Genomic DNA, 19938 nt, shown 5'->3' with positions numbered 1-19938 from the left:
CGCTCAACAGCGGAAATGGTCGATGTTCTGCCCAGCGTAGATTGCGCGCGCCAGCCAATCCGGCTTTTCGCCATGACCGTCCCACGTATTTCCGTAGGCATCGCGATACATCACAGCGCGGACTGCGGCTTTGTCGGCTTCGATTGCTTCAGCAAGCGCTTCAATCGTAATGCCGTATTCGTCCATACGTCGGCGGATCCACACGATCAGGCGCTCACGCGCATTCCCGTCGAGGTCGAACAGCCGTTGTTCCTCTCGCTCTTTCATAACGTACCGGTTTCGCGGCTGATAGTGCGCGCGTTTGAAAAACAAAAAGCTTCGCAAAAAAACGCGAAGCCTATGCGTAAATCAGATGGGTTGAGTGCAAATCGAACTTGCGATGCCTCTCCCGATGCGTGGGAACTCGCATCAGGGTCATGCCCAATAAATCCTGGATTTAGGGGAATTCGTCGGCAAACGGCTCGAATCGCGCCCGATCGGCCTTGGTGTTCCAAGGCTGCTTTAGCGTATGGGAGGGCATTCTAGCATCCAATTTCCGCTGCTTGCAGCAACTGATTGCCGGCATTCGATGGCGAGCTTACTTGGTCATTCGGTTGGCATTCTTTAGCGGCTTTTTCGATTCTTATTGGTGCTTTAATGGGTCTGTTGGCTCTGGCCAAAAACAAAACCGCGCCTTCCCATGCTATGTTTCACTGACCGCATCAGCGCCTGTAGGAGACACGCAAAAATGCCCGCTTCGACCGCCATCGTCACGATCCTGGCCGCACTGCTGCTCGGCGCCATGAGTCCAGGACCGAGCTTCGTTATCGTTGCACGCAATGCAATCGGACTCTCGCGCGGCGACGGCCTCGCGACAGCGGCCGGCATGGGCATCGGCGGCGTGTTCTTTAGCGGTATCGCCTTGCTCGGCCTGTACACCTTGCTGGCGACAGTGGAATGGCTGTACGTCGGCTTGAAAGTGGCCGGCGGTCTTTATCTGATCTACCTCGCGTCGAAGATCTGGCGCGGTGCGGCCAAACCGCTCGCGTTCGATGCTGCGCAAGCCGCCGCTACCAACGTGCGCAAATCCTTCTGGATCGGTTTGAGTACACAACTCAGCAATCCGAAAACAGCGGTCTACTACGGCAGTATCTTCGCGGCCTTGCTTCCGCAACATCCGCCGCTGTGGTGCTACTTTGCATTGCCCCCTGCGATCTTCGCCATTGAAGCCGGCTGGTACACCGTGGTCGCGTTGTGCTTTTCGAGCAAACGTCCGCGTGAAATCTATCTGCAGTGGAAGGCCTGGATCGATCGCGTCGCTGCTAGCGCAGTTGCCGCGCTTGGATTACGCCTGATCCTAACGGCGCATAAAGTGGGCATCTGAAACAGAAATTCCGCTCGACTGGCTTGTCGTGTCGCGCAACGCGGCAGGCCCGTAACGAGGGCCGCATCGGCGCCTGTCGAGCGTATGCGAGCACGGCCCATAACAAAACAGTTACAAGATAAGTGTTGACGCTGGCATGGCCGGCGGTTACTGTGGCACCCGAAGTTCAAGAAGTTCGATTGCTGTTCATCAATGTCTCGCTCCTCAGCGGTATTCGTTGTCCTCTCCCTCCTTGACCCTTCAAGCGCTCCTCAACCGAGCAAATTTTTCTATTTTTTACTCAAGGATTCTTCATGGATACCGGTACCGTTAAGTGGTTCAACGACAGCAAAGGCTTTGGCTTCATCACCCCGGACAAGGGCGGCGACGACCTGTTCGCGCACTTCTCCGAAATCAGCGGCGACGGCTTCAAGACGCTGGCTGAAAATCAGAAGGTGAGCTTCGAAACGAAGCAAGGCCCGAAGGGTCTGCAAGCGGCTAACATCAAGCCGATGTAAGTTTGAAGGGCTCGGTGTCCGGCGACGGACATCGGGCTGCAGCGACATCCTCGCGGAGCTTTGTCTCCCACAGTTGGCGCGATCGCTTTTAGCTGCATATATTGTTCAGCTAGCCTAAGCGCCAAACGCCTCGTTGCACCTCATTCTCCCCTCTGGCTTTAACGCCCTTTTTAGCTTTCCGACTGCGTTTGGATTCGGCTCGCAATGGCTTGAATCGGCTCGTCCGCGTGACCCGTATAACGGCTCGCACGGCAGGCGCGCACTCGAACATTATTAAAATATAAAATGCAAAACAAACATATTCATCATTACAACGGCTATGCCGTCAAACCCTCGGCACATCGTTTGCCCGACGGTAGCTTCTCATCCAACCTGTTGCTCGAACGCGCTAACAGCGCGCGTACCGAAGGGCGCTACCAGTTCTACTCGCTCGACTACTTCCCGAACGAAGAACAGGCACTGCAGCACTCGGCACGCTGGGCACGACGTTGGGTCGACACGCGCGGCTAAGCGCTTGTCGAAACTGATGCGCGCGGAACCCCGCGCTTGCATCGCTCAGCGCCCATAGCGCGCCATTAGGTGCGCCAGACCATCGCGCGCGGTCTATTCGGTTTGTTCCGCCTTGATCCGCGCGCGCAGTTCGAACTTCTGAATTTTTCCCGTCGACGTCTTCGGCAATTCGCCGAAGCGCACCGCCTTTGGCAACTTGTATCCCGCAAGAAACAGCCGGCAGTGCGCGATGATCTCTTCTGCGCTCACCTGAGCGCCCTCCTTGAGCTCGACGAAGGCGCAGGGTACCTCGCCCCACTTCGGATCGGCCATCGCCACCACGGCGGCAACCGAAACCGCAGGGTGACGGTACAGCGTGTCTTCGACCTCGATGCTCGAGATGTTCTCGCCGCCCGAAATGATGATGTCCTTGCTGCGATCGCGGATACGGATGTAGCCGTCAGGCATCCGCACGCCGAGGTCCCCGGTGTGGAACCAGCCGCCGCGGAAGGTCGCTTCCGTGGCGCGCTCGTTCTTCAGATACCCCTTCATGCAGATATTGCCGCGGAACATGATCTCGCCGAGCGTTTCGCCGTCGTCAGGCACGGGCTCGAGCGTGTCCGGATCGACTACCGTTACGGCTGCCTGCAAGTGATAACGCACGCCTTGCCGCGCGTTCATTTCGGCGCGCGCGTTGTCGTCGAGCGAGTCCCATTCTTCCTGTTTTGCGCAGACCGCCGCCGGACCGTAGGTCTCAGTGAGTCCGTACACGTGCGTCAGATCGAAGCCGATCTCCTTCATCTTCGCGATCACCGCCGGCGCGGGCGCCGCGCCCGCCACCATCGTCGACACGCGATGCGTGATGCCCTCACGCCATTCGACGGGCGCATTCGCAAGCGCGCTTTGCACGATCGGTGCGCCGCAATAGTGCGTGATGCCTTCGCGCCGAATCAGTTCGAATACCGTCTTCGCGTCGAATTTGCGTAGACAGACATTGACGCCGGCACGCGCGGCAACGGTCCATGGGAAACACCAGCCGTTGCAGTGAAAGAGCGGCAAGGTCCACAGGTAAACCGCATGCTTGGGCATATCCCATTCGAGGATATTGCTGAGCGCATTCAGATACGCGCCGCGATGGTGGTAGACCACGCCTTTAGGATCACCGGTCGTGCCCGAGGTGTAGTTCAACGCGATGGCGTCCCACTCGTCGGCGGGCAGGGTCCAGGCGAACTCGGGGTCGCCGGTTTGCAGGAATGCTTCGTAGTCGGTTGCGCGGATGAACTTGCTAGCGTCGGCGGGCATCGCGTCGGCCACGCTGATCACGCGCAACTCGGGGAATTCCAGCGCGGCGCGGTGCGCCAATTCGCTGTACTCCGTATCGACGATCAACGCCTTCGCCTCGCCATGACGCAACATGAACAGCAGCGACGACACGTCGAGCCGAGTGTTCAATGTATTGAGCACGGCGCCGGCCATCGGTACGCCGAAATGCGCTTCTATCATCGGAGGAATATTCGGCAGCAAAGCGGCAACCGTGTCGCCGCGCTCGATGCCGGCCTGCCGCAACGCGCTGGCCAGACGCCGCGCGCGCTCGTAGGTTTCGCGCCAGTTGCGGCGAATCTCCCCATGAACGACCGCCAGCCGCTCACCGTAGACTTCCGCTGCGCGTACGATGAAATCGATGGGCGTCAGTGGGACATAATTGGCCTCGCGCCGCTGGAGGCCTTCTTCGAACATGTGCATCATCGCTTTGTCTCCTGAGGCGCTGGCCGCGCCGTCGATTTTTCTGATTGATGAGCTAGCCTAGCAATTGTCATGGTGAACTGTCTGTCATTCAAATGACAGAGTGGCGCGCCCTGGCTCCATTCAACCAACTTCACCCGCCTACGCACCGCTTGCTGCTTATGGATGACGCACCGTTTACCGCCGTCGCAGACTCCCGCCCGCACCGGCCTGAACGGGTCCCGCGCGCCGATCTGCCGCGGCTATTCGGCACCTGCGCGTGGTTCAGGGCGCTCGCCGCCGAGCACCAGGCCATGGTCCTTGCCAGCGCGCACGCGGAGCGGCTGGAAGGGGGCGCATGGATCGCGCGCCGCCAGGAACCGTCGGACTACTGGATCGGCGTCCATTCCGGCCTCATCAAACTCGCCATCTACAACGCCTCGGGACGCAGTTGCACGCTCTCCGGCGTGCCGCCCGGCGGCTGGTTCGGCGAAGGCAGCGTGATCAAGCGCGAATTGCGCAAATACGACGTGGCCGCCATTCAGCCTTCGCTCGTAATGTTCGTGCCATCAGAGACGTTCCATGCGCTGCTCGAATCGAGCTTGCCGTTCACCGGCTTCGTGATCCGGCAGTTGAACAACCGCATGGGCGAATTCATTGCGTCGATCCAGAACAGCCGTCTGCTGGATGTCGACGCGCGCGTCGCCCAGTCGCTCGCGCAACTGTTCAATCCCGACCTATACCCCGACACCGGGCGCACGCTGGCCATTTCGCAGGAAGAAGTCGGCCTGCTGGCAGGCGTGTCGCGGCAACGGATCAACCAGGCACTGCAAAACCTCGAAAGGCTGCAGATTTTGCGCCTCTCGTACAACCAGATCGACGTGCTAGACCTCGAACGCCTGTCGGCGTTTGGTCAGGAGCAGATCTAGGGTTAGTACGGGCGCCCAGTTACCCGCTGCAGTTTCCCGCGGTTTTCTACGGGCTTGACGCCACTTTCCCCGATTTTCCTCAACGTTCCCTGTATTTCATCGGCCGCATCAGGCCGGACGCACACGTTTCAGCCAGCAATTTCGGACGCCGGAATAAAGAATCCACAGCAACAGCCGTTATGCCGGCTATGCAACGCAGATTGCAGCCCGTCCCTATTCCGAGTTCAACGTATTGTCGAAACCGATAATGAACCGTCTGACACTAAAACAGAAATTGTGGGTGCCGATACTGCTGTGCTGGGCAGCCCTCCTGATCGTGACCGTTGTGAATGCGTTCGATGCACGAAACGCTCAAATGGACGCACGGCGCGCGGACCTGGCCGACGTCACCGACATGGCGGTGTCGATCGTCGCGGACTACGCGAAGCAGGCCGACGCGGGCAAGCTCCCGGTCGATGAGGCCAAACAGCAGGCCATCGCCCGCATCACCGCGCAGCGTTACGGCGCATCGGGCTACGTGACGATCGTGCGCAGCGATTCGGTGATGGTCGCTCATCCGATGAGTCCGAAGCTGAACGGCAAGGACATGAGCAGCTTCCGCGACGCCAAAGGCAATGCGCTGTATCACGACATCGCGCAGGCAGGCGGCTCGGCGAGCGGCGCAGGCTATCTGCGCTACTGGTGGCCGAAACCCGGCGAGACGGTACCGAGCGAAAAGATCGGCTATGTGAAGCGCTTCGGCCCATGGAACTGGGACTTTATCGCCGGCGCCTATATGGATGACATCCAGGCGCAGCTCTACGCGACCCTCGCGCGCTCGGCCGGCATGCTGGTGCTGCTGGGTGTGGTGGTGTCGTTCGTGGCTTCGCGGGTCGTGCGCAACGTATCGCGGTCGATCGGCGGAGAGCCTTCCGCGGCAGCGGCGATTGCCATGCAGATCGCGCGCGGCGATCTCGCCACTCACATCGACCTGCGTCGCGACGACACGTCGAGCCTGTTGTTCTCCCTGCGCGAGATGCGCAATCAACTGGCTGCGACCGTCGCGCGGATCAAGACGTCCGCCGAAACGATCACGATCGCCTCGAAAGAGATTGCCGCGGGCAACCTGGATCTGTCGAGCCGTACCGAAGAACAAGCCGCATCGTTGCAGCAGACCGCCGCCAGCATGGACGAGCTCACCAAGACCGTCACCCAGAACGCCGACAATGCCGCGACCGCGTCAGAACTCGCAGCGGATGCGTCGAACATTGCCGCGCGTGGCGGCGATGTCGTCAACGACGTGGTCGAAAAAATGGCCGGCATCACCGATAGCTCGCGCAAGATCGGCGAGATCATCAGCGTGATCGAAGGCATCGCCTTCCAGACCAATATCCTCGCGCTGAACGCCGCAGTAGAAGCGGCGCGCGCCGGCGAGGAAGGCCGCGGCTTCGCGGTCGTCGCGGGCGAAGTGCGCAATCTCGCGCAGCGCAGTGCGACGGCGGCCAAAGAGATCAAGGTGCTGATCCATCAGTCCGTCGCGCAGGTCGGCGAAGGCTCGACGCTGGCAGGCAAAGCCGGCAGCACGATCAGCGAGGTGGTCGACGCCGTGCGTCGCGTGACGGCGATCATGAACGAGATCTCGGCAGCCTCGAAAGAACAGAGCTCGGGCATCGGCGAAGTCAATCTCGCGATCCGTCAGATGGACGATGTGACGCAACGCAATGCCGCGCTGGTCGAACAGGCAGCGGCTGCGGCCGGTTCACTCGATGAGCAGACCGAACGTCTGCGAAATGCGGTTGCAGTGTTCAAGGTCGAAGAGCATGCGTGATTGAGCGGCGCCTTCGATCAGCACTTTCATGCAGCATGACCAAAGCATGCGATTGAAAAGGCCGTCATCCGGTAACCGGATGACGGCCTTTCTGCTTGTTATGCCGAAACGGTCCTGATCCTGCTACGCAGTGCGCGGGTAGCCCTTGCGAGTGACAGGCCGTGTCAGCATGGCATCGGTATCGAACAACGCAAAGGCGATATTGGCCAGCACCCCTGAATTCTTCCAGCGCAAATAATAACGATGCGCGGTCTGATAAGGCGCATAGCGGTCGGGCATGGCGTGCCACGGCTTGCCCGTGTGCAGCACCCACAGCACGCTGTTCACCACACAACGGATGTCGATGCTGGGACGGCCACGCCGAGGGCCGTGGTCCTTCATTTCAGGCAGGAGCGGCACGATGAGATGCCATTGCTCGTCGGTGAGATCCTGAATGGCCGGCGAACGAGCCAGCGGGTTTGAAGCGGGAGTATCCATGCAGTAAGAACGCGCACCTGCAGCACACGTGCTAGCGTCGCCGCGAAAAATGTCTATAACTCAATCGTTTCAGACTACCGCAAGCGCGCTGTCGCGAAAGTCAACTATTGTCAGAGTCCTGTGCATAATTGTTAGAAATCGCAATACGTTATTGCGCCAATGGATTAATGGCGCAGTGGAGGTGGTGGTCTATCATCGGCGCGCCCGGCGCGTAGCGAGCCTGCGCGTCGCGACCGCGAATGAAAAATCCATAACCACACACAGGAATTCCAGTGAGACAAGTAAGACTCCTCAAGACCGCCGCACTCGTGAGCGGTGCAGCCCTCGTCATGACGGCCGAGCAGGCCTCCGCGCAGAGTTCGATCACGCTGTATGGCGTCGCCGACGTGAGCGTGCGCTATCTGACGAACTCGAATGCGAAGAACGACGGGCGCCTTTATATGACCAACGGCGCGATCACCAACAGCCGCTGGGGCCTGCGTGGTTCGGAGGATCTGGGCGGCGGTCTGAAGGCGATCTTCGATCTGGAAAGCGGTATCAACCTGCAGGACGGCTCGGCCTCGGACAGCCAGCGGCTCTTCAATCGCAACGCCTATGTCGGCCTGAGCAGCCAGTACGGCACGGTAACGTTCGGCCGTCAGAAGACGCCGTTGTTCGATCTGCTGGGCGACACCTACGATCCGCTCACGGTCGGCAACTACGCGGAGAATTCATGGCTGCCGGGCGCGCTCGGCGCCGGACTTTACGCGGACAACGCCGTTAAATACACCGGCACGTATAAAGGCCTGACCATGGCTGCGATGTACTCGTTCGGCACCAACTCGGAATCGACGGGCGTCGGCGGGTTCTCGGGACAAGTGCCGGGTCATCTCGGCGCGGGCAATATGTACGGTTTCACGCTGTCGTACGTGGCTGGGCCGCTCAGCGTCGCGGCGGGCGTGCAACAGAACAGCGACAACAGCAATCACAAGCAGACCATCTTCAACGCGAACGCGGTCTATGCATTCAACTCGGCGAAGGTGTACGTGGGCTATCTGCATTCGAAGGACGACACAGGCTTCGTGGATAGCGCTCTGGCGCAGCAAACGCTCGTGCCGGGCGTCGATATCCTGAAGGGTTCGGGGCGCGTCGACAGCGGCCCATTTGCCGGCGTGACGTGGCAGGCCACACGCACTCTCATGCTGACTGGCGCTGCGTATTACGACCACATGTCCAATGCTGCGATCGGCAACGGTCAACTGGGCAGCGGCAATCGCTATACGTTCGTGGCGCTGGCCGAGTATGCGTTGTCGAAGCGCACCGAGGTGTACGGTACGGTCGATTTCGACAAGGTGTCGGGAGCAGCCTCGGTCGAATTGCCGGGCAAAAACAATCAGACCGGCGTTGCACTCGGTCTGCGTACGATTTTCTAAGTCACGTACGGTACTTGCAAGATCCCACCAAGCGCACCACGGCATCCGGCATTCACGCCGGGTGCCGACCACCAAAGTGGCGCACCCATAAAAAAAGGTGCCGCGAACGGCACCTTTTCTGCAACAACAAGCTTCTTCTGCTGCTGAAGCTTAGAAGCGGTGACGCAGACCGACCGTAGCAGCCGTCTGGTTCTTCGACGACGACGGCAGTTGCGTGTTGTCGCCGCTGTAGATCGAAGCTACACCGCCGTCGCCCATTGCGTGCTGGTACACAGCTTGAGCGTAGACGTCCGTACGACGCGACAGCGAGTAGTCAGCTTGCAGGCCGATCTGGTGGTAACGGGTCTTCATGTCGTTGCCGTCAGCATTGGCGCCGTAGCCACGTGCGTCGGTGAACGTGTAAGCAACGCCCAGAGCCATTGCCGGCGTCAGGTTGTACTTGCCGTTGACTTCGTAGTTGTTCGAACGACCTTGACGTTGGCCAACTGCTGCGCCAACCAGGTTGTCGATACGCGACTGCGTGAATGCAGCACCGACGGTCGCCGGGCCGAACGAGTACGAAGCAGCTGCGCCGAACTCACGTTGACGGAAGTTGCCCGTGATCGTGCCTGCGGTGTTAGCCAGCACGCCGTCCGAAGCGCCGGTTGCGTTTGCAGCCGGGTTGTTCTGCTGTGCGTATGCAGCACCGAGGTGCAGGCCTTGCCACTGGTATGCAGCACCCACGCTGTATTCGCGGTTGTTTGCGAATGCGCCAGCCTGGTTCGAGAAGCCGTACGTGCCGCCGAACGTGAAGCCTGCGTAGTTAGCGCTCGAGTACTTGATCGAGTTGTTGACTGCGTAGCCGCCGTTCGTGCTCAGGTTGTCGTTGTTGAACGGGTGAGCGAAGTACGTACCGCCCCAGCTACCCGTTGCGGTCAGCGGTGCCAGGTAGTCTTGTGCTGCGTCGTATTGACGACCCAGCGTGACCGTACCGAATTGCGCGCTCGACAGACCGACAAACGCTTGACGGTTGAACATGCCGTTGTTGTTAGCGAACTTGCCGTTGTTGATGTTGAAGCCGCTTTCCAACGTGAAGATTGCCTTCAGACCGCCGCCCAGATCTTCCGAACCACGCAGACCGAACATGCTTTGGTTGATGCCGCCGCTACCTGCTGCCCACTTTGCGTTGTGGTTGACGTTGCTGGTGTACGTCAGACCTGCGTCCAGCAGACCATACAGGGTCACGCTGCTTTGTGCGTGAGCGACGGAAGCAAACGATGCGGCAACCGCAACGACGATGAGACTCTTTTTCATGCGTGGGACTCCAGTTCGATAAATTTACGCGGGGAGCGGGACCTGCCTCAGCAGCGCATGCATCATTCGCTGCCGCCCTGTTCGCCGAACCGTTCCGGATCAGCTGGGCACCCTTGAAACGAAGCGTGAGTGTAGGTGGAGACCCTAGTAGCAACGCCCGCAATTTACGCAACAGGATTTTTCAGAATCCGCAACAATCAAATCAAGATAGGCATTAAGTCTTTATCTTTCATACGCTTATCGCAAAATGTGGATGAATGTATGCCTGCTCTGGACAAAAGTTATCCACAACATCTCAATATTAAAGTTGTGTGAATGCAACAGCATTTAATATGCGTGACGTAATCGGGTCGGAACGTTTGAAAAGTGAGAGACATCTGATTGCTCGACAATCAGGCAATTGCGATAGGCCTAATTCGACACGAAGTAAATTTATTTCGGAAAAGCGGGAACTTAATTTAATTAATGCAGTCGTCGATTTAAGCGTCGAATATTCCGAGAAACGGATATCTGCATTAGCTGTGATTAACGCGGACCGTGAATTGCCGAACGGCTTGGTGAAGTGAAGTCAGGCGGAGTCAGACGAGGTGGAAGCCTTCAGCACGGGCGTTGCCCGGAGGTGAACTGCGGCGCCGGCCGCCGCGTGACAAGAACCCGTGCTGAAAGCGGACGGCATACATCGAACAGCCTTCCGTATTCACTTAACGGCACAGCCGTGCACTTTTTTTACACGGAGTTTCCCTTACTTCCTTGGCGCCGGTTGCCGGTCCTCCATATGGTCTGCCGTGGATCATTAGGCGTTAAGAGTCGGAGCACGCTTGCGCCAGGTTCGCCGATCTCATCTCGACGAAGAGAAGCGTGATATTGCGCGGGAACATGCGGAGATTAATAAGCGGCATATTGCCGCATCTGATATTGGATTCTCACCACAAAACAAAAAGGGTTCCGAAAACTCGGAACCCTTCTTTACATCTATGGTGGGCCGGGTCGGAGTCGAACCGACGGTGTCCTTTCGGAGGCGGATTATGAGTCCGCTGCCTGCAACCAGCACGGCGTCCGGCCCAAGAAAAAGACCCGGTCATGAAGGCCGGGCCAATTCGTTGATTGGCCGACATACTACACGAAAAAGGGGCCTTCGCAACCGCTTCGCCTAAGCGAAACAGCCCGAAGACCCCTTCAAACAGCTACATCATTTCCCGCGACCGCCTGCTTCGATCAATTCCCTTCGAGGAACGACTTCAGCTTGTCCGAACGACTCGGGTGACGCAGTTTGCGCAGCGCCTTTGCCTCGATCTGACGGATCCGTTCACGCGTCACGTCGAACTGCTTGCCGACTTCTTCGAGCGTGTGATCGGTGCTCATCTCGATACCGAAACGCATGCGCAGCACCTTCGCTTCACGCGGCGTCAGCGAGTCGAGCACGTCCTTCACGACATCGCGCATGCTGGCATGCAGTGCGGCGTCGGCCGGCGCGACCGTGTTCGTATCTTCGATAAAGTCGCCCAGATGCGAATCGTCGTCGTCACCGATCGGCGTTTCCATCGAGATCGGCTCCTTCGCGATCTTCATGATCTTGCGGATCTTGTCTTCCGGCATTTCCATCTTCTCGGCCAGCGTTGCCGGATCCGGCTCGAGACCGGTTTCCTGCAAGATCTGACGCGAGATGCGGTTCATCTTGTTGATCGTTTCGATCATGTGAACCGGAATCCGGATCGTACGCGCCTGGTCAGCGATCGAACGCGTAATGGCCTGACGGATCCACCACGTTGCATACGTGGAGAACTTGTAGCCGCGACGATATTCGAACTTGTCCACCGCCTTCATCAGGCCGATGTTGCCTTCCTGAATCAGGTCGAGGAACTGCAGACCACGGTTCGTGTACTTCTTCGCGATCGAGATCACGAGACGCAAGTTCGCCTCGGTCATTTCGCGCTTTGCCTGACGCGCTTTCAGTTCGCCGGCCGCCATCTGGCGGTTGGTTTCCTTCAGGTCCTTCAGCGGCAGCACAACGCGCGCCTGCAAGTCCAGCAGACGCTGCTGCTGTTCGCGAATGGCCGGAATGTTACGCGTGAGGATCGCGCTATACGCGTGACCTTCGCCGACGATCTTGTCGGCCCATTCCAGATCCGTTTCGCTGCCCGGGAAACGCGCGATGAATTCCGCACGCGGCATGCCGCACTTGTCGACTACCGTATGCAGGATCTGACGCTCAACCTGACGCACTTCGTCCACTTGCGCACGCAACGTGTCGCACAGACGCTCGACGGTACGCGCGGTAAAGCGGATCGTCATCAGCTCGTTCTGGATCGTTTCCTGCGCCTTCAGATACGACTTGGACTTGTAGCCTTCCTTCTCGAACGCACGACGCATCTTGTCGAACCATTCGCTGATCATGGCGAACTTCTCGAGGGACGCACGCTTGAGCGCTTCCATCTGCGCAGCGTTGGCCGTGGCTTGCGCCGCGCCGTCGTCTTCTTCCTCGTCGTCCGATTCCTCTTCCTCGACTTCCTCGTCTTCGCTTTCGATCGCTTCCGCTTCCTGCGCCGAGAAGCCGTCTGCATCTTCCGCGTTGGCGTCGATCAGGCCGTCGACCAGTTCGTCGATACGGATTTCCTCGTTCGCGACGCGCTCGGCCATTGCCAGAATGTCGGCGATCGTGGTCGGGCACGCGGAGATCGCCATCACCATGTGCTTGAGGCCGTCTTCGATCCGCTTCGCGATTTCGATTTCGCCTTCGCGCGTCAGCAGTTCGACCGTACCCATTTCACGCATGTACATGCGGACCGGGTCGGTGGTGCGGCCGAATTCGGAGTCGACGGTGGAGAGCGCGACTTCCGCTTCCTCTTCCACTTCGTCGTCTGACGAAGCAGCGGGTGCGTTGTCGTTCAACAGCAGCGTTTCAGCATCCGGCGCCTGCTCGTACACAGCCACGCCCATGTCGTTGAACGTGCTGATGATGCCTTCGATCGCCTCGGTCTCGGTGAAGTTGTCCGGGAGGTGGTCGTTGATTTCCGCGTACGTGAGGAAGCCGCGCTCCTTGCCGAGCTTGATCAACGCGCGCAGTTTGGCGCGGCGCTCTTCGAGTTCCTCGACGGTGCCCGGCTGCGACGACGCAAACGCGTCCTTCAGCAGCGCTTTTTCCTTTGCACGACGATCGCGAGCCTTGACCTTTTCCACCTTGCCGGGAACGGCCGCAGGGGTTTCTTCGCTTTGGGTTGCGTCGTCGTCGACGGGTGTTTCGTTAAGCTTTTTCGTCATGGAGTTCGTCGTACCGGCTGTAGTCTCGACTCGCGGCTGTTGGACAACAGCCGGTTGAACCGTGGACACTGGAGTCTCACGCTCTACCGCATCGTCCTGCGCGGCAGGCGCTTCCCTTGCGCTTCTGACACCCGGCCGTTTTGCGGCCGGTGGTGGTACAGCTTTCGCCGCCCTGACCGGCTCCGCTCGCGCAGCGGAAGTGGTCGAGGGTTTCTTCCCGGCAGCAGGTGTGACGCTTGCGGCAGACGTTTTTCTGGGGGAAGAAGCTAACTTGGCCTCGGTGACCTTTCTGGTCGGCTCATTCGAACCTGTGCCCGTTGCTTTTTTTCCGCCTGGTGTCTTTGCCATCGCAATCGCCTTTTCGCCTTTGCTAGGAAAACCATTGAAAAAACAAACCGCTAGAAACCTTTTATTATAGCACTCAGCTTTCTGCCATCCCGCTTACAGCCCGAGCTGCCGCTTCATCTCAGCCCGCTTCTGATTCAGGCCCGTCAGCTCCGCAAACTCCTCCGGCGTGTGCCGGGATTGCCGCGAAAGCTGCTCGAGGCGATCGCAGTAAGCGTCGTATCGCATCTTCAGAATCGCCGCTTTCAGTTCCTCTCCGACGATCCGTTCCTGCTCGCGCCGTTCCTCGATGACGGTCGCATCCTCCGGGTCCTTCAGCAGCAAATCCCGGACGTTTTCATCATAGTCTAGAATTTTGCGAAAGATTTCCTCGAAAGTTGGGGCATTTGCGCCGTTTCGCAATAGGTCGGACAGCAACTGAAACTCCGCCGAATCGCCCAGCGCACGTGCATGCGTCGTCACTTCTTCGAACAGTTCGCCGTGCCGCGTGACGCTCAGAAGCGCCTGTTCGGCTTCCTCGTCGAGCACTGCCACCGTGCGCGGATACATCACCAGATTGCGCAGCGTTTTTTCTTCGATCCCGGTCACACTGCGCCGATCCTTGCGGGCTGGCGCCGATCGGGCGGCCGCCGCGATCCGGGCGTCGACTTCGCATAAAGCGGCGACTTCCTCGAACGGCACGTCGAGCCGGTCGGCAAACATATGCATGATCTGCGCGCGCAACGCATTGGCCGGCAGCTGCTGCAGCAGCGGCTTCGCGTCGAACAGCGCGCGGGCGCGGCCTTCCGGCTGGTCCAGCTCCTTGCCGGTCAGCACCTCATTTAGCATGAACTGCGACAGCGGCATGGCGCGCTCGACCTGCTCAGCGAACGCTTCCGTGCCGAATTCACGCACGTAGCTGTCCGGATCGTGCTCGGACGGCAAAAACAGGAACCGGATGGTCCGGTTGTCCGCCGCGTGCGGCAGGCAGGCGTCCAGCGCCCGGCGCGCGGCGCGGCGCCCCGCCGAATCGCCGTCGAAGCTGAAGATGACCGTATCGGTCTGGCGCATCAGTTTCTGCACATGAATCGGCGTGCAGGCCGTGCCAAGCGTGGCGACCGCGTTCTGGAACCCCAATTGGGCCAGCGCGACCACGTCCATGTAGCCTTCGACCACCAGCACGTAATGCTGTTCGCGAATCGCCAAACGGGCCTCAAACAGCCCGTACAACTCGCTGCCCTTGTTAAATAGAGGCGTTTCCGGCGAATTCAAATATTTGGGCTCGCCGCCGTCCAGCACACGCCCGCCGAAGCCGATCACCTGCCCTTTCACATTGCGTATCGGGAACATGATCCGCTCGCGAAAGCGGTCGTAGCGGCGATTTTGACCTTGCGCGTCCGACTTTTCGCTGACGATCACAAGACCCGATTCGACCAGCGAATCGTCCCGATAGTTGGGGAATGCGGGTTCGAGGTTCTGCCAGCCGTCCGGTGCATAGCCGAGGCCGAAACGGGCGGCGATCTCGCCGGTCAGGCCGCGTTTCTTCAGGTACTGGATCGCGACCGGCGCGCCGCGCAGCTGCTTGCGGTAGAAATCGCAGGCAGTCTGCATGACATCGGATAGCGCCGTGGTGACCGCCTTGGACGCACCCGGCGAATACCCGCCGGAGCCTCCACCGCCGCCATAGCCCGGCGAAGGCTCGTTCGGCACGGTCAACCCGACCGATTGCGCGAGCTCGTTGACCGCCTCTGGAAACGTGGAGCCGACATGCTCCATCAGGAAGCCGATGGCCGTACCGTGCGCGCCGCAACCGAAGCAGTGATAGAACTGCTTAGTCGGACTAACCGTAAACGAAGGGCTCTTCTCGTTGTGAAACGGGCACAGCCCCATGAAGTTCGCGCCGCCCTTTTTCAACTGCACATACCGGCCGACCACGTCGACGATATCGACGCGGTTGAGCAGGTCCTGCAGGAATGACGGTGGAATCACAGTGAATGACGCTACCTAAAAAGCTCAAGGCTGCGCACGCCGTCGAACAACGGCGCGCCCAGACCGGAAATACAGGGATTACTTCGCGAGCGCGGCTTTGACTTGCGCCGAGACAGCGGTCATGTCGGCACGGCCCGCCAGCTTCGGCTTGAGCACGCCCATCACCTTGCCCATGTCCTGCGGGCCTGCAGCGCCGGTTTGCGCGACCGCGGCCTGAACTTCGGCAACGATCTCCGCTTCGGACATCTGCGCCGGCATATAAGCGGACAGGATGGCCAGTTCGGCCTTTTCCTTGTCGGCGAGATCCGTGCGGCCGGCGGCTTCGAACTGGCTGATCGAGTCTTTGCGCTGCTTGATCATCTTGTCGATGACGGCGGTGATTGCCGCGTCGTCAAGGACGACGCGTTCGTCGACTTCGCGTTGCTTGACCGCGGCGAGCAGCAGGCGGATCGTGCCGAGACGCTCGGTCTCACGCGCCCGCATGGCCGCTTTCATGTCGTCGTTGATCTGGTCCTTGAGGCTCATCACTCACCTGAATGCGTTGAAAATTTAAAAACCGGCCGCTTACGGCACCCATGCGCCGTACCAATACGCTGTATCCAACACAAACGCCCGCTTGGGACTGCTTCCTCAAGCGGGTTGGCGCAATTTTGCGTAGTGGATGCGACCCTGCCGGCTGGCCCGAAGGGCCGTGTTTTCCGCGATGGCACCTGCTGTGCCGTCACCGTTGGATGTCGCCGCTCCGTTCAACGGGAACCGCGGCAACGCCAGAATCAGTAGAACTTCTTTGGCAGCATCTGGCCACGCAGACGCTTGAAATGACGCTTAACCGCAGCCGCCTTCTTGCGCTTGCGCTCAGCCGTAGGCTTTTCGTAAAACTCCCGGGCGCGAAGTTCCGTTAGCAGCCCGTTTTTCTCCATCGTGCGCTTGAAGCGGCGCATGGCAACTTCAAACGGCTCGTTGTCTTTTACGTGGATGGTCGTCATTTTTCAATAACGGAACTTTGTAAAGGTTCAGGAGTATAGCAGAGCTTTCTCACAAAGCCATTGCGCCGTCAAGCCCCTAAAACGTACTCAGCCGACGCCTGGCCGGCCGCCACGCCGGAGGCCCACGCCCACTGGAAATTGTAGCCGCCGAGCCAGCCAGTCACGTCGACCGCCTCGCCGATGAAGTACAAACCCGGCGTGCGGGCGCTCATCATCGTCGCCGACGACAGGTCACGCGTATCGATGCCACCGCGCGTGACTTCAGCCTTGCGGTAGCCTTCGGTGCCGTTCGGGGTGAGCGTCCAGCGCGACAAGGCCTCACCGATGCGGCGCAGCGTCTTGTCCGGCAGATCGGCCACGCGCGCTTCGGCGGGAATCTGGTGGGTTTCCAGCCAGACGTGGGCGAGCCGTTGCGGCACCCATTCCGAGAGCAGATTGGCGATCTGGCGCTTCGTGCCGGTTTTGGCTTCCAGCAATGCGGTGGTGGCGTCCTGCTCGGGCAGCAAATTGATGTGAATCGGCTCGCCGGGCTGCCAGTAGCTCGAAATCTGCAGAACCCCCGGGCCCGACAGGCCGCGGTGCGTGAGCAGCAGATCCTCGTTGAATTCGGCACCGGTCTTCTTGTTGCCGGTCGCCAGTTGGACCTCGAGCGACACGCCGGAGAGCGCCGAGAACGGCTCCCAGTCGGCCGGAGCAAAGGTCAGCGGAACCAGCGCAGGGCGCGTGTCGATCAGCTTGTGGCCGAATTGCTTGGCGAGACGGTAGGCGAAATCAGTCGCGCCGATCTTGGGGATCGACAGGCCGCCGGTCGCCACTACGAGCGCGCGGGCCGTGATCGCACCCGAGTGGGTGTCCAGCGTGAACCGTCCTTCGGCGTCATGCCGCACCTGTTCGACCGTGAGCGGCGTGCGCCACGCGACGCGGCCCGCGTCGCACTCGTTCTTCAGCACATTGATGACCGCGTCGCTCGACTGGTCGCAGAACAGCTGCCCCTTGTGCTTCTCGTGCCACGTCACGTGATGGCGCTTAAGCAGCGCCATGAAGTCACGCGGCGTGTAGCGCGCCAGCGCCGAGCGGCAAAAATGAGGATTGGCCGACAAATAATTGGCCGGCCCGGCATACAGATTCGTGAAGTTGCACCGGCCGCCGCCGGAAATGCGGATTTTCTCCGCGAGTCGCTGCGAGTGGTCGATCAGCACCACGCGACGGCCGAGTTGCCCGGCCACGGCCGCGCACATCATGCCGGCCGCGCCCGCGCCGATCACTGCGATATCGAAGGATTCCATGGGGCCGCATTGTACCTGCGCGTCTGCGGCCGCCTGCCCGCGCTGCTATACTTTCAGGCTTGCCTTTTCACTTTTGGACGCCGGAGCGGCTTCGCTCCCGTGCCCGCTCAAACCACCCATCATGCTCGTTCTCGGCATCGAAAGCTCCTGCGACGAAACCGGTCTCGCGCTCTACGACACAGAGCGCGGCCTGCTCGCGCACGCGCTGCATTCGCAAATTGCGATGCACCGGGAATACGGTGGCGTGGTGCCGGAATTGGCGTCGCGCGACCATATCCGGCGCGCGCTGCCGCTGCTCGAAGAGGTGATGGAACGCGCCGGCACGGTGCGCGGCGACATCGACGCGATCGCCTATACGCAAGGCCCCGGCCTCGCGGGCGCGCTGCTGGTCGGCGCGAGCGTGGCGAATTCGCTGGCCATGGCGTGGGACAAGCCGACCATCGGCATTCACCACCTCGAAGGGCATTTGCTGTCGCCGTTGCTGGTGGACGAGCCGCCGCCGTTTCCGTTCGTCGCGCTGCTGGTGTCGGGTGGCCATACGCAGCTGATGCGCGTCACGGATGTGGGTGTCTACGAGACGCTCGGCGAAACGCTGGACGACGCCGCCGGGGAAGCTTTCGACAAAACCGCCAAGCTGCTGGGCCTCGGTTATCCGGGCGGCCCGGAAGTGTCGCGGATGGCGGAATTCGGTACGCCCGGCGCAGTGGTCCTGCCGCGTCCCATGCTGCATTCCGGCGACCTCGATTTCAGCTTCAGCGGGCTGAAGACCGCTGTCCTCACACACGCGAAGAAGCTCGGCGGCGCGAATATCTGCGAGCAGGCAAAAGCGGATCTGGCGCGCGGTTTCGTCGACGCAGCGGTGGAAGTGCTGGCGGCAAAATCGCTGGCCGCGCTCAAACGGACCAAGCTCAATCGGCTGGTGGTGGCAGGCGGTGTCGGCGCGAACCGGCAACTGCGCGAAGCGTTATCCGCCGCGGCGAAGAAGCGCAATTTCTTTGTGCACTACCCGGATTTGTCGCTGTGTACGGACAACGGCGCGATGATCGCGTTGGCCGGCGCATTGCGATTGCAACGCTGGCCCGATCAATCGGGCAAAGACTACGCATTCACCGTGAAGCCGCGCTGGGATCTGACGTCCCTCGCACGCTGAACCTGTAACGAGCCCGCGACGCGCGCCGCAGACCGGACCACGCGATGACAATGGCAACGCCATAGAAAAAGCCGCTTCGAAAGCGGCTTTTTCTATTTGCGGCAATCAAGAAGGCGGAGTGTGATCACGCCACCCGCTTATCCCGCTCGATCACTGCATACGCGCTGTGATTGTGAATCGATTCGAAGTTTTCAGCTTCGAGCACATACGCGACGATGCGCTCGTCCGCATTCAGACGTTGCGCAACGTCACGCACCAGGTCTTCGACGAACTTTGGATTCTCGTAAGCGCGTTCGGTGACGAACTTCTCGTCCGGACGCTTGAGCATGCCCCACAGTTCGCACGAGGCTTCTTCTTCAGCGATACGAACTAGCTCTTCCACCGCCACGTCGCCCACCAGCTCGGCGTTGATCGTGACGTGCGAGCGCTGGTTGTGCGCGCCATACTGCGAAATCTTCTTCGAGCACGGGCACAGGCTCGTGACCGGCACCAGCACTTTCAGGAACAGACGCGTCGCGCCGTTGCGGGTCTCGCCCGTCAACGTCACTTCATAGTCGAGCAGACTTTGCACGCCCGACACCGGCGCGGTCTTATTCACGAAGTACGGGAACGACACTTCGATGCGGCCCGCCTCGGCCTCGAGCTTTTCCAGCATCGCGGCGAGCATGGTGCGGAACGTGGCCGCCTCGAGCGGCGCCTTGTTCTCTTCGAGCAGCGCAACGAAGCGCGACATGTGCGTGCCCTTCTGATCGGCGGGCAGATGCACGTCGAGATTCCACGTGCCCACAGAAGGCTGCGCTTCGCCGCTTTGCGTGCGCACTGTCAACGGATGGCGCACTGCCTTGACGCCGACTCGTTGAATCGGAATCTGACGCGTATCGGGCGTGCTCTGCACGTCGGGCATCACAAAGGCGGGATTCATCTGGTTCATATTCTTGTCCTTTCAGGAAACGCCG

At 60.1% G+C, this 19938-nt stretch carries 17 protein-coding genes and 1 tRNA gene; 7 read left to right on the top strand and 11 right to left on the bottom strand.

Annotated elements, in window-relative coordinates; genetic code table 11:
• Positions 1 to 3: 3 nt before the first annotated feature.
• The gene (locus tag BM438_RS14975; RefSeq protein ID WP_093635012.1) at positions 4 to 267 is read right to left on the bottom strand and encodes an H-NS family nucleoid-associated regulatory protein; all 264 of its coding nucleotides are present in this window, start codon (positions 265 to 267) and stop codon (positions 4 to 6) included.
• A 460-nt stretch (positions 268 to 727) separates the two neighbouring features.
• Between BM438_RS14975 and BM438_RS14970 the strand changes: the two genes are divergently transcribed.
• From BM438_RS14970 to BM438_RS14960, 3 genes are all read left to right on the top strand, one after another.
• Positions 728 to 1363 carry a LysE family translocator gene (locus BM438_RS14970; protein WP_093635011.1) on the top strand — a complete coding sequence of 212 codons (636 nt, stop codon included), beginning with the start codon at positions 728 to 730 and terminating at the stop codon, positions 1361 to 1363.
• 293 nt (positions 1364 to 1656) lie between these two features.
• On the top strand, positions 1657 to 1860 hold the full coding sequence (locus BM438_RS14965; RefSeq protein ID WP_007178877.1) for a cold-shock protein: 204 nt from the start codon (positions 1657 to 1659) through the stop codon (positions 1858 to 1860).
• A 285-nt stretch (positions 1861 to 2145) separates the two neighbouring features.
• Entirely contained in the window at positions 2146 to 2370 is a 225-nt protein-coding gene (locus tag BM438_RS14960) for a hypothetical protein (protein ID WP_093635010.1), read from the top strand.
• 93 nt (positions 2371 to 2463) lie between these two features.
• Here the strand turns inward: BM438_RS14960 and BM438_RS14955 are convergent, their stop codons facing one another.
• The gene (locus BM438_RS14955; protein WP_093635009.1) at positions 2464 to 4095 is read right to left on the bottom strand and encodes an acyl-CoA synthetase; all 1632 of its coding nucleotides are present in this window, start codon (positions 4093 to 4095) and stop codon (positions 2464 to 2466) included.
• A 158-nt stretch (positions 4096 to 4253) separates the two neighbouring features.
• Here BM438_RS14955 and BM438_RS14950 point away from each other — a divergent pair, with 158 nt between their 5' ends.
• Positions 4254 to 5000, top strand: coding sequence for a Crp/Fnr family transcriptional regulator (locus BM438_RS14950; protein WP_093635008.1), 747 nt, complete (start codon positions 4254 to 4256; stop codon positions 4998 to 5000).
• Positions 5001 to 5247: 247 nt separating this feature from the next.
• Positions 5248 to 6807: a methyl-accepting chemotaxis protein gene (locus BM438_RS14945; RefSeq protein ID WP_093635007.1), complete on the top strand. Its 1560-nt coding sequence runs from the start codon at positions 5248 to 5250 to the stop codon at positions 6805 to 6807.
• 123 nt (positions 6808 to 6930) lie between these two features.
• On the opposite strand, the gene BM438_RS14940 is transcribed toward BM438_RS14945, so the two are convergent.
• Positions 6931 to 7284 (bottom strand): transposase, encoded by a 354-nt coding sequence (locus BM438_RS14940; RefSeq protein ID WP_093635006.1) that lies wholly within the window; start codon positions 7282 to 7284, stop codon positions 6931 to 6933.
• 329 nt (positions 7285 to 7613) lie between these two features.
• Between BM438_RS14940 and BM438_RS14935 the strand changes: the two genes are divergently transcribed.
• Complete coding sequence (locus BM438_RS14935; protein ID WP_093635134.1) at positions 7614 to 8696, top strand: porin; 1083 nt, start codon at positions 7614 to 7616, stop codon at positions 8694 to 8696.
• A gap of 150 nt (positions 8697 to 8846) precedes the next feature.
• Here BM438_RS14935 and BM438_RS14930 read toward each other — a convergent pair whose 3' ends face one another.
• The 7 genes from BM438_RS14930 to BM438_RS14900 all read right to left on the bottom strand — a co-directional run bounded on the left by BM438_RS14930 (position 8847) and on the right by BM438_RS14900 (position 17832).
• A complete protein-coding gene (locus BM438_RS14930) occupies positions 8847 to 9989 on the bottom strand; it encodes a porin (protein WP_093635005.1) in 1143 nt (380 codons plus the stop codon).
• A gap of 975 nt (positions 9990 to 10964) precedes the next feature.
• Positions 10965 to 11052, bottom strand: a tRNA-Ile gene (locus BM438_RS14925).
• 152 nt (positions 11053 to 11204) lie between these two features.
• Entirely contained in the window at positions 11205 to 13595 is a 2391-nt protein-coding gene (gene rpoD / locus BM438_RS14920) for an RNA polymerase sigma factor RpoD (protein ID WP_093635004.1), read from the bottom strand.
• A 93-nt stretch (positions 13596 to 13688) separates the two neighbouring features.
• Complete coding sequence (dnaG, locus tag BM438_RS14915; RefSeq protein ID WP_093635003.1) at positions 13689 to 15560, bottom strand: DNA primase; 1872 nt, start codon at positions 15558 to 15560, stop codon at positions 13689 to 13691.
• Positions 15561 to 15638: 78 nt separating this feature from the next.
• Entirely contained in the window at positions 15639 to 16085 is a 447-nt protein-coding gene (locus BM438_RS14910; protein ID WP_054034833.1) for a GatB/YqeY domain-containing protein, read from the bottom strand.
• A gap of 248 nt (positions 16086 to 16333) precedes the next feature.
• On the bottom strand, positions 16334 to 16546 hold the full coding sequence (rpsU, locus tag BM438_RS14905; protein WP_054034832.1) for a 30S ribosomal protein S21: 213 nt from the start codon (positions 16544 to 16546) through the stop codon (positions 16334 to 16336).
• A gap of 68 nt (positions 16547 to 16614) precedes the next feature.
• Complete coding sequence (locus BM438_RS14900) at positions 16615 to 17832, bottom strand: BaiN/RdsA family NAD(P)/FAD-dependent oxidoreductase (RefSeq protein ID WP_093635002.1); 1218 nt, start codon at positions 17830 to 17832, stop codon at positions 16615 to 16617.
• A gap of 121 nt (positions 17833 to 17953) precedes the next feature.
• On the opposite strand from BM438_RS14900, the gene tsaD reads away from it, so the two are divergent.
• Positions 17954 to 18982 carry a tRNA (adenosine(37)-N6)-threonylcarbamoyltransferase complex transferase subunit TsaD gene (tsaD, locus tag BM438_RS14895; RefSeq protein ID WP_093635001.1) on the top strand — a complete coding sequence of 343 codons (1029 nt, stop codon included), beginning with the start codon at positions 17954 to 17956 and terminating at the stop codon, positions 18980 to 18982.
• Positions 18983 to 19106: 124 nt separating this feature from the next.
• Here the strand turns inward: tsaD and folE2 are convergent, their stop codons facing one another.
• Positions 19107 to 19913 (bottom strand): GTP cyclohydrolase FolE2, encoded by an 807-nt coding sequence (gene folE2 / locus BM438_RS14890; RefSeq protein WP_093635000.1) that lies wholly within the window; start codon positions 19911 to 19913, stop codon positions 19107 to 19109.
• Between the last annotated feature and the right edge of the window lie 25 nt (positions 19914 to 19938).

Source organism: Paraburkholderia aspalathi (assembly GCF_900116445.1).
Taxonomy (GTDB): domain Bacteria; phylum Pseudomonadota; class Gammaproteobacteria; order Burkholderiales; family Burkholderiaceae; genus Paraburkholderia; species Paraburkholderia aspalathi.
The sequence above is the reverse complement of the archived record's forward strand: the minus strand, read 5'-3'. Positions and strand labels throughout refer to the sequence as shown.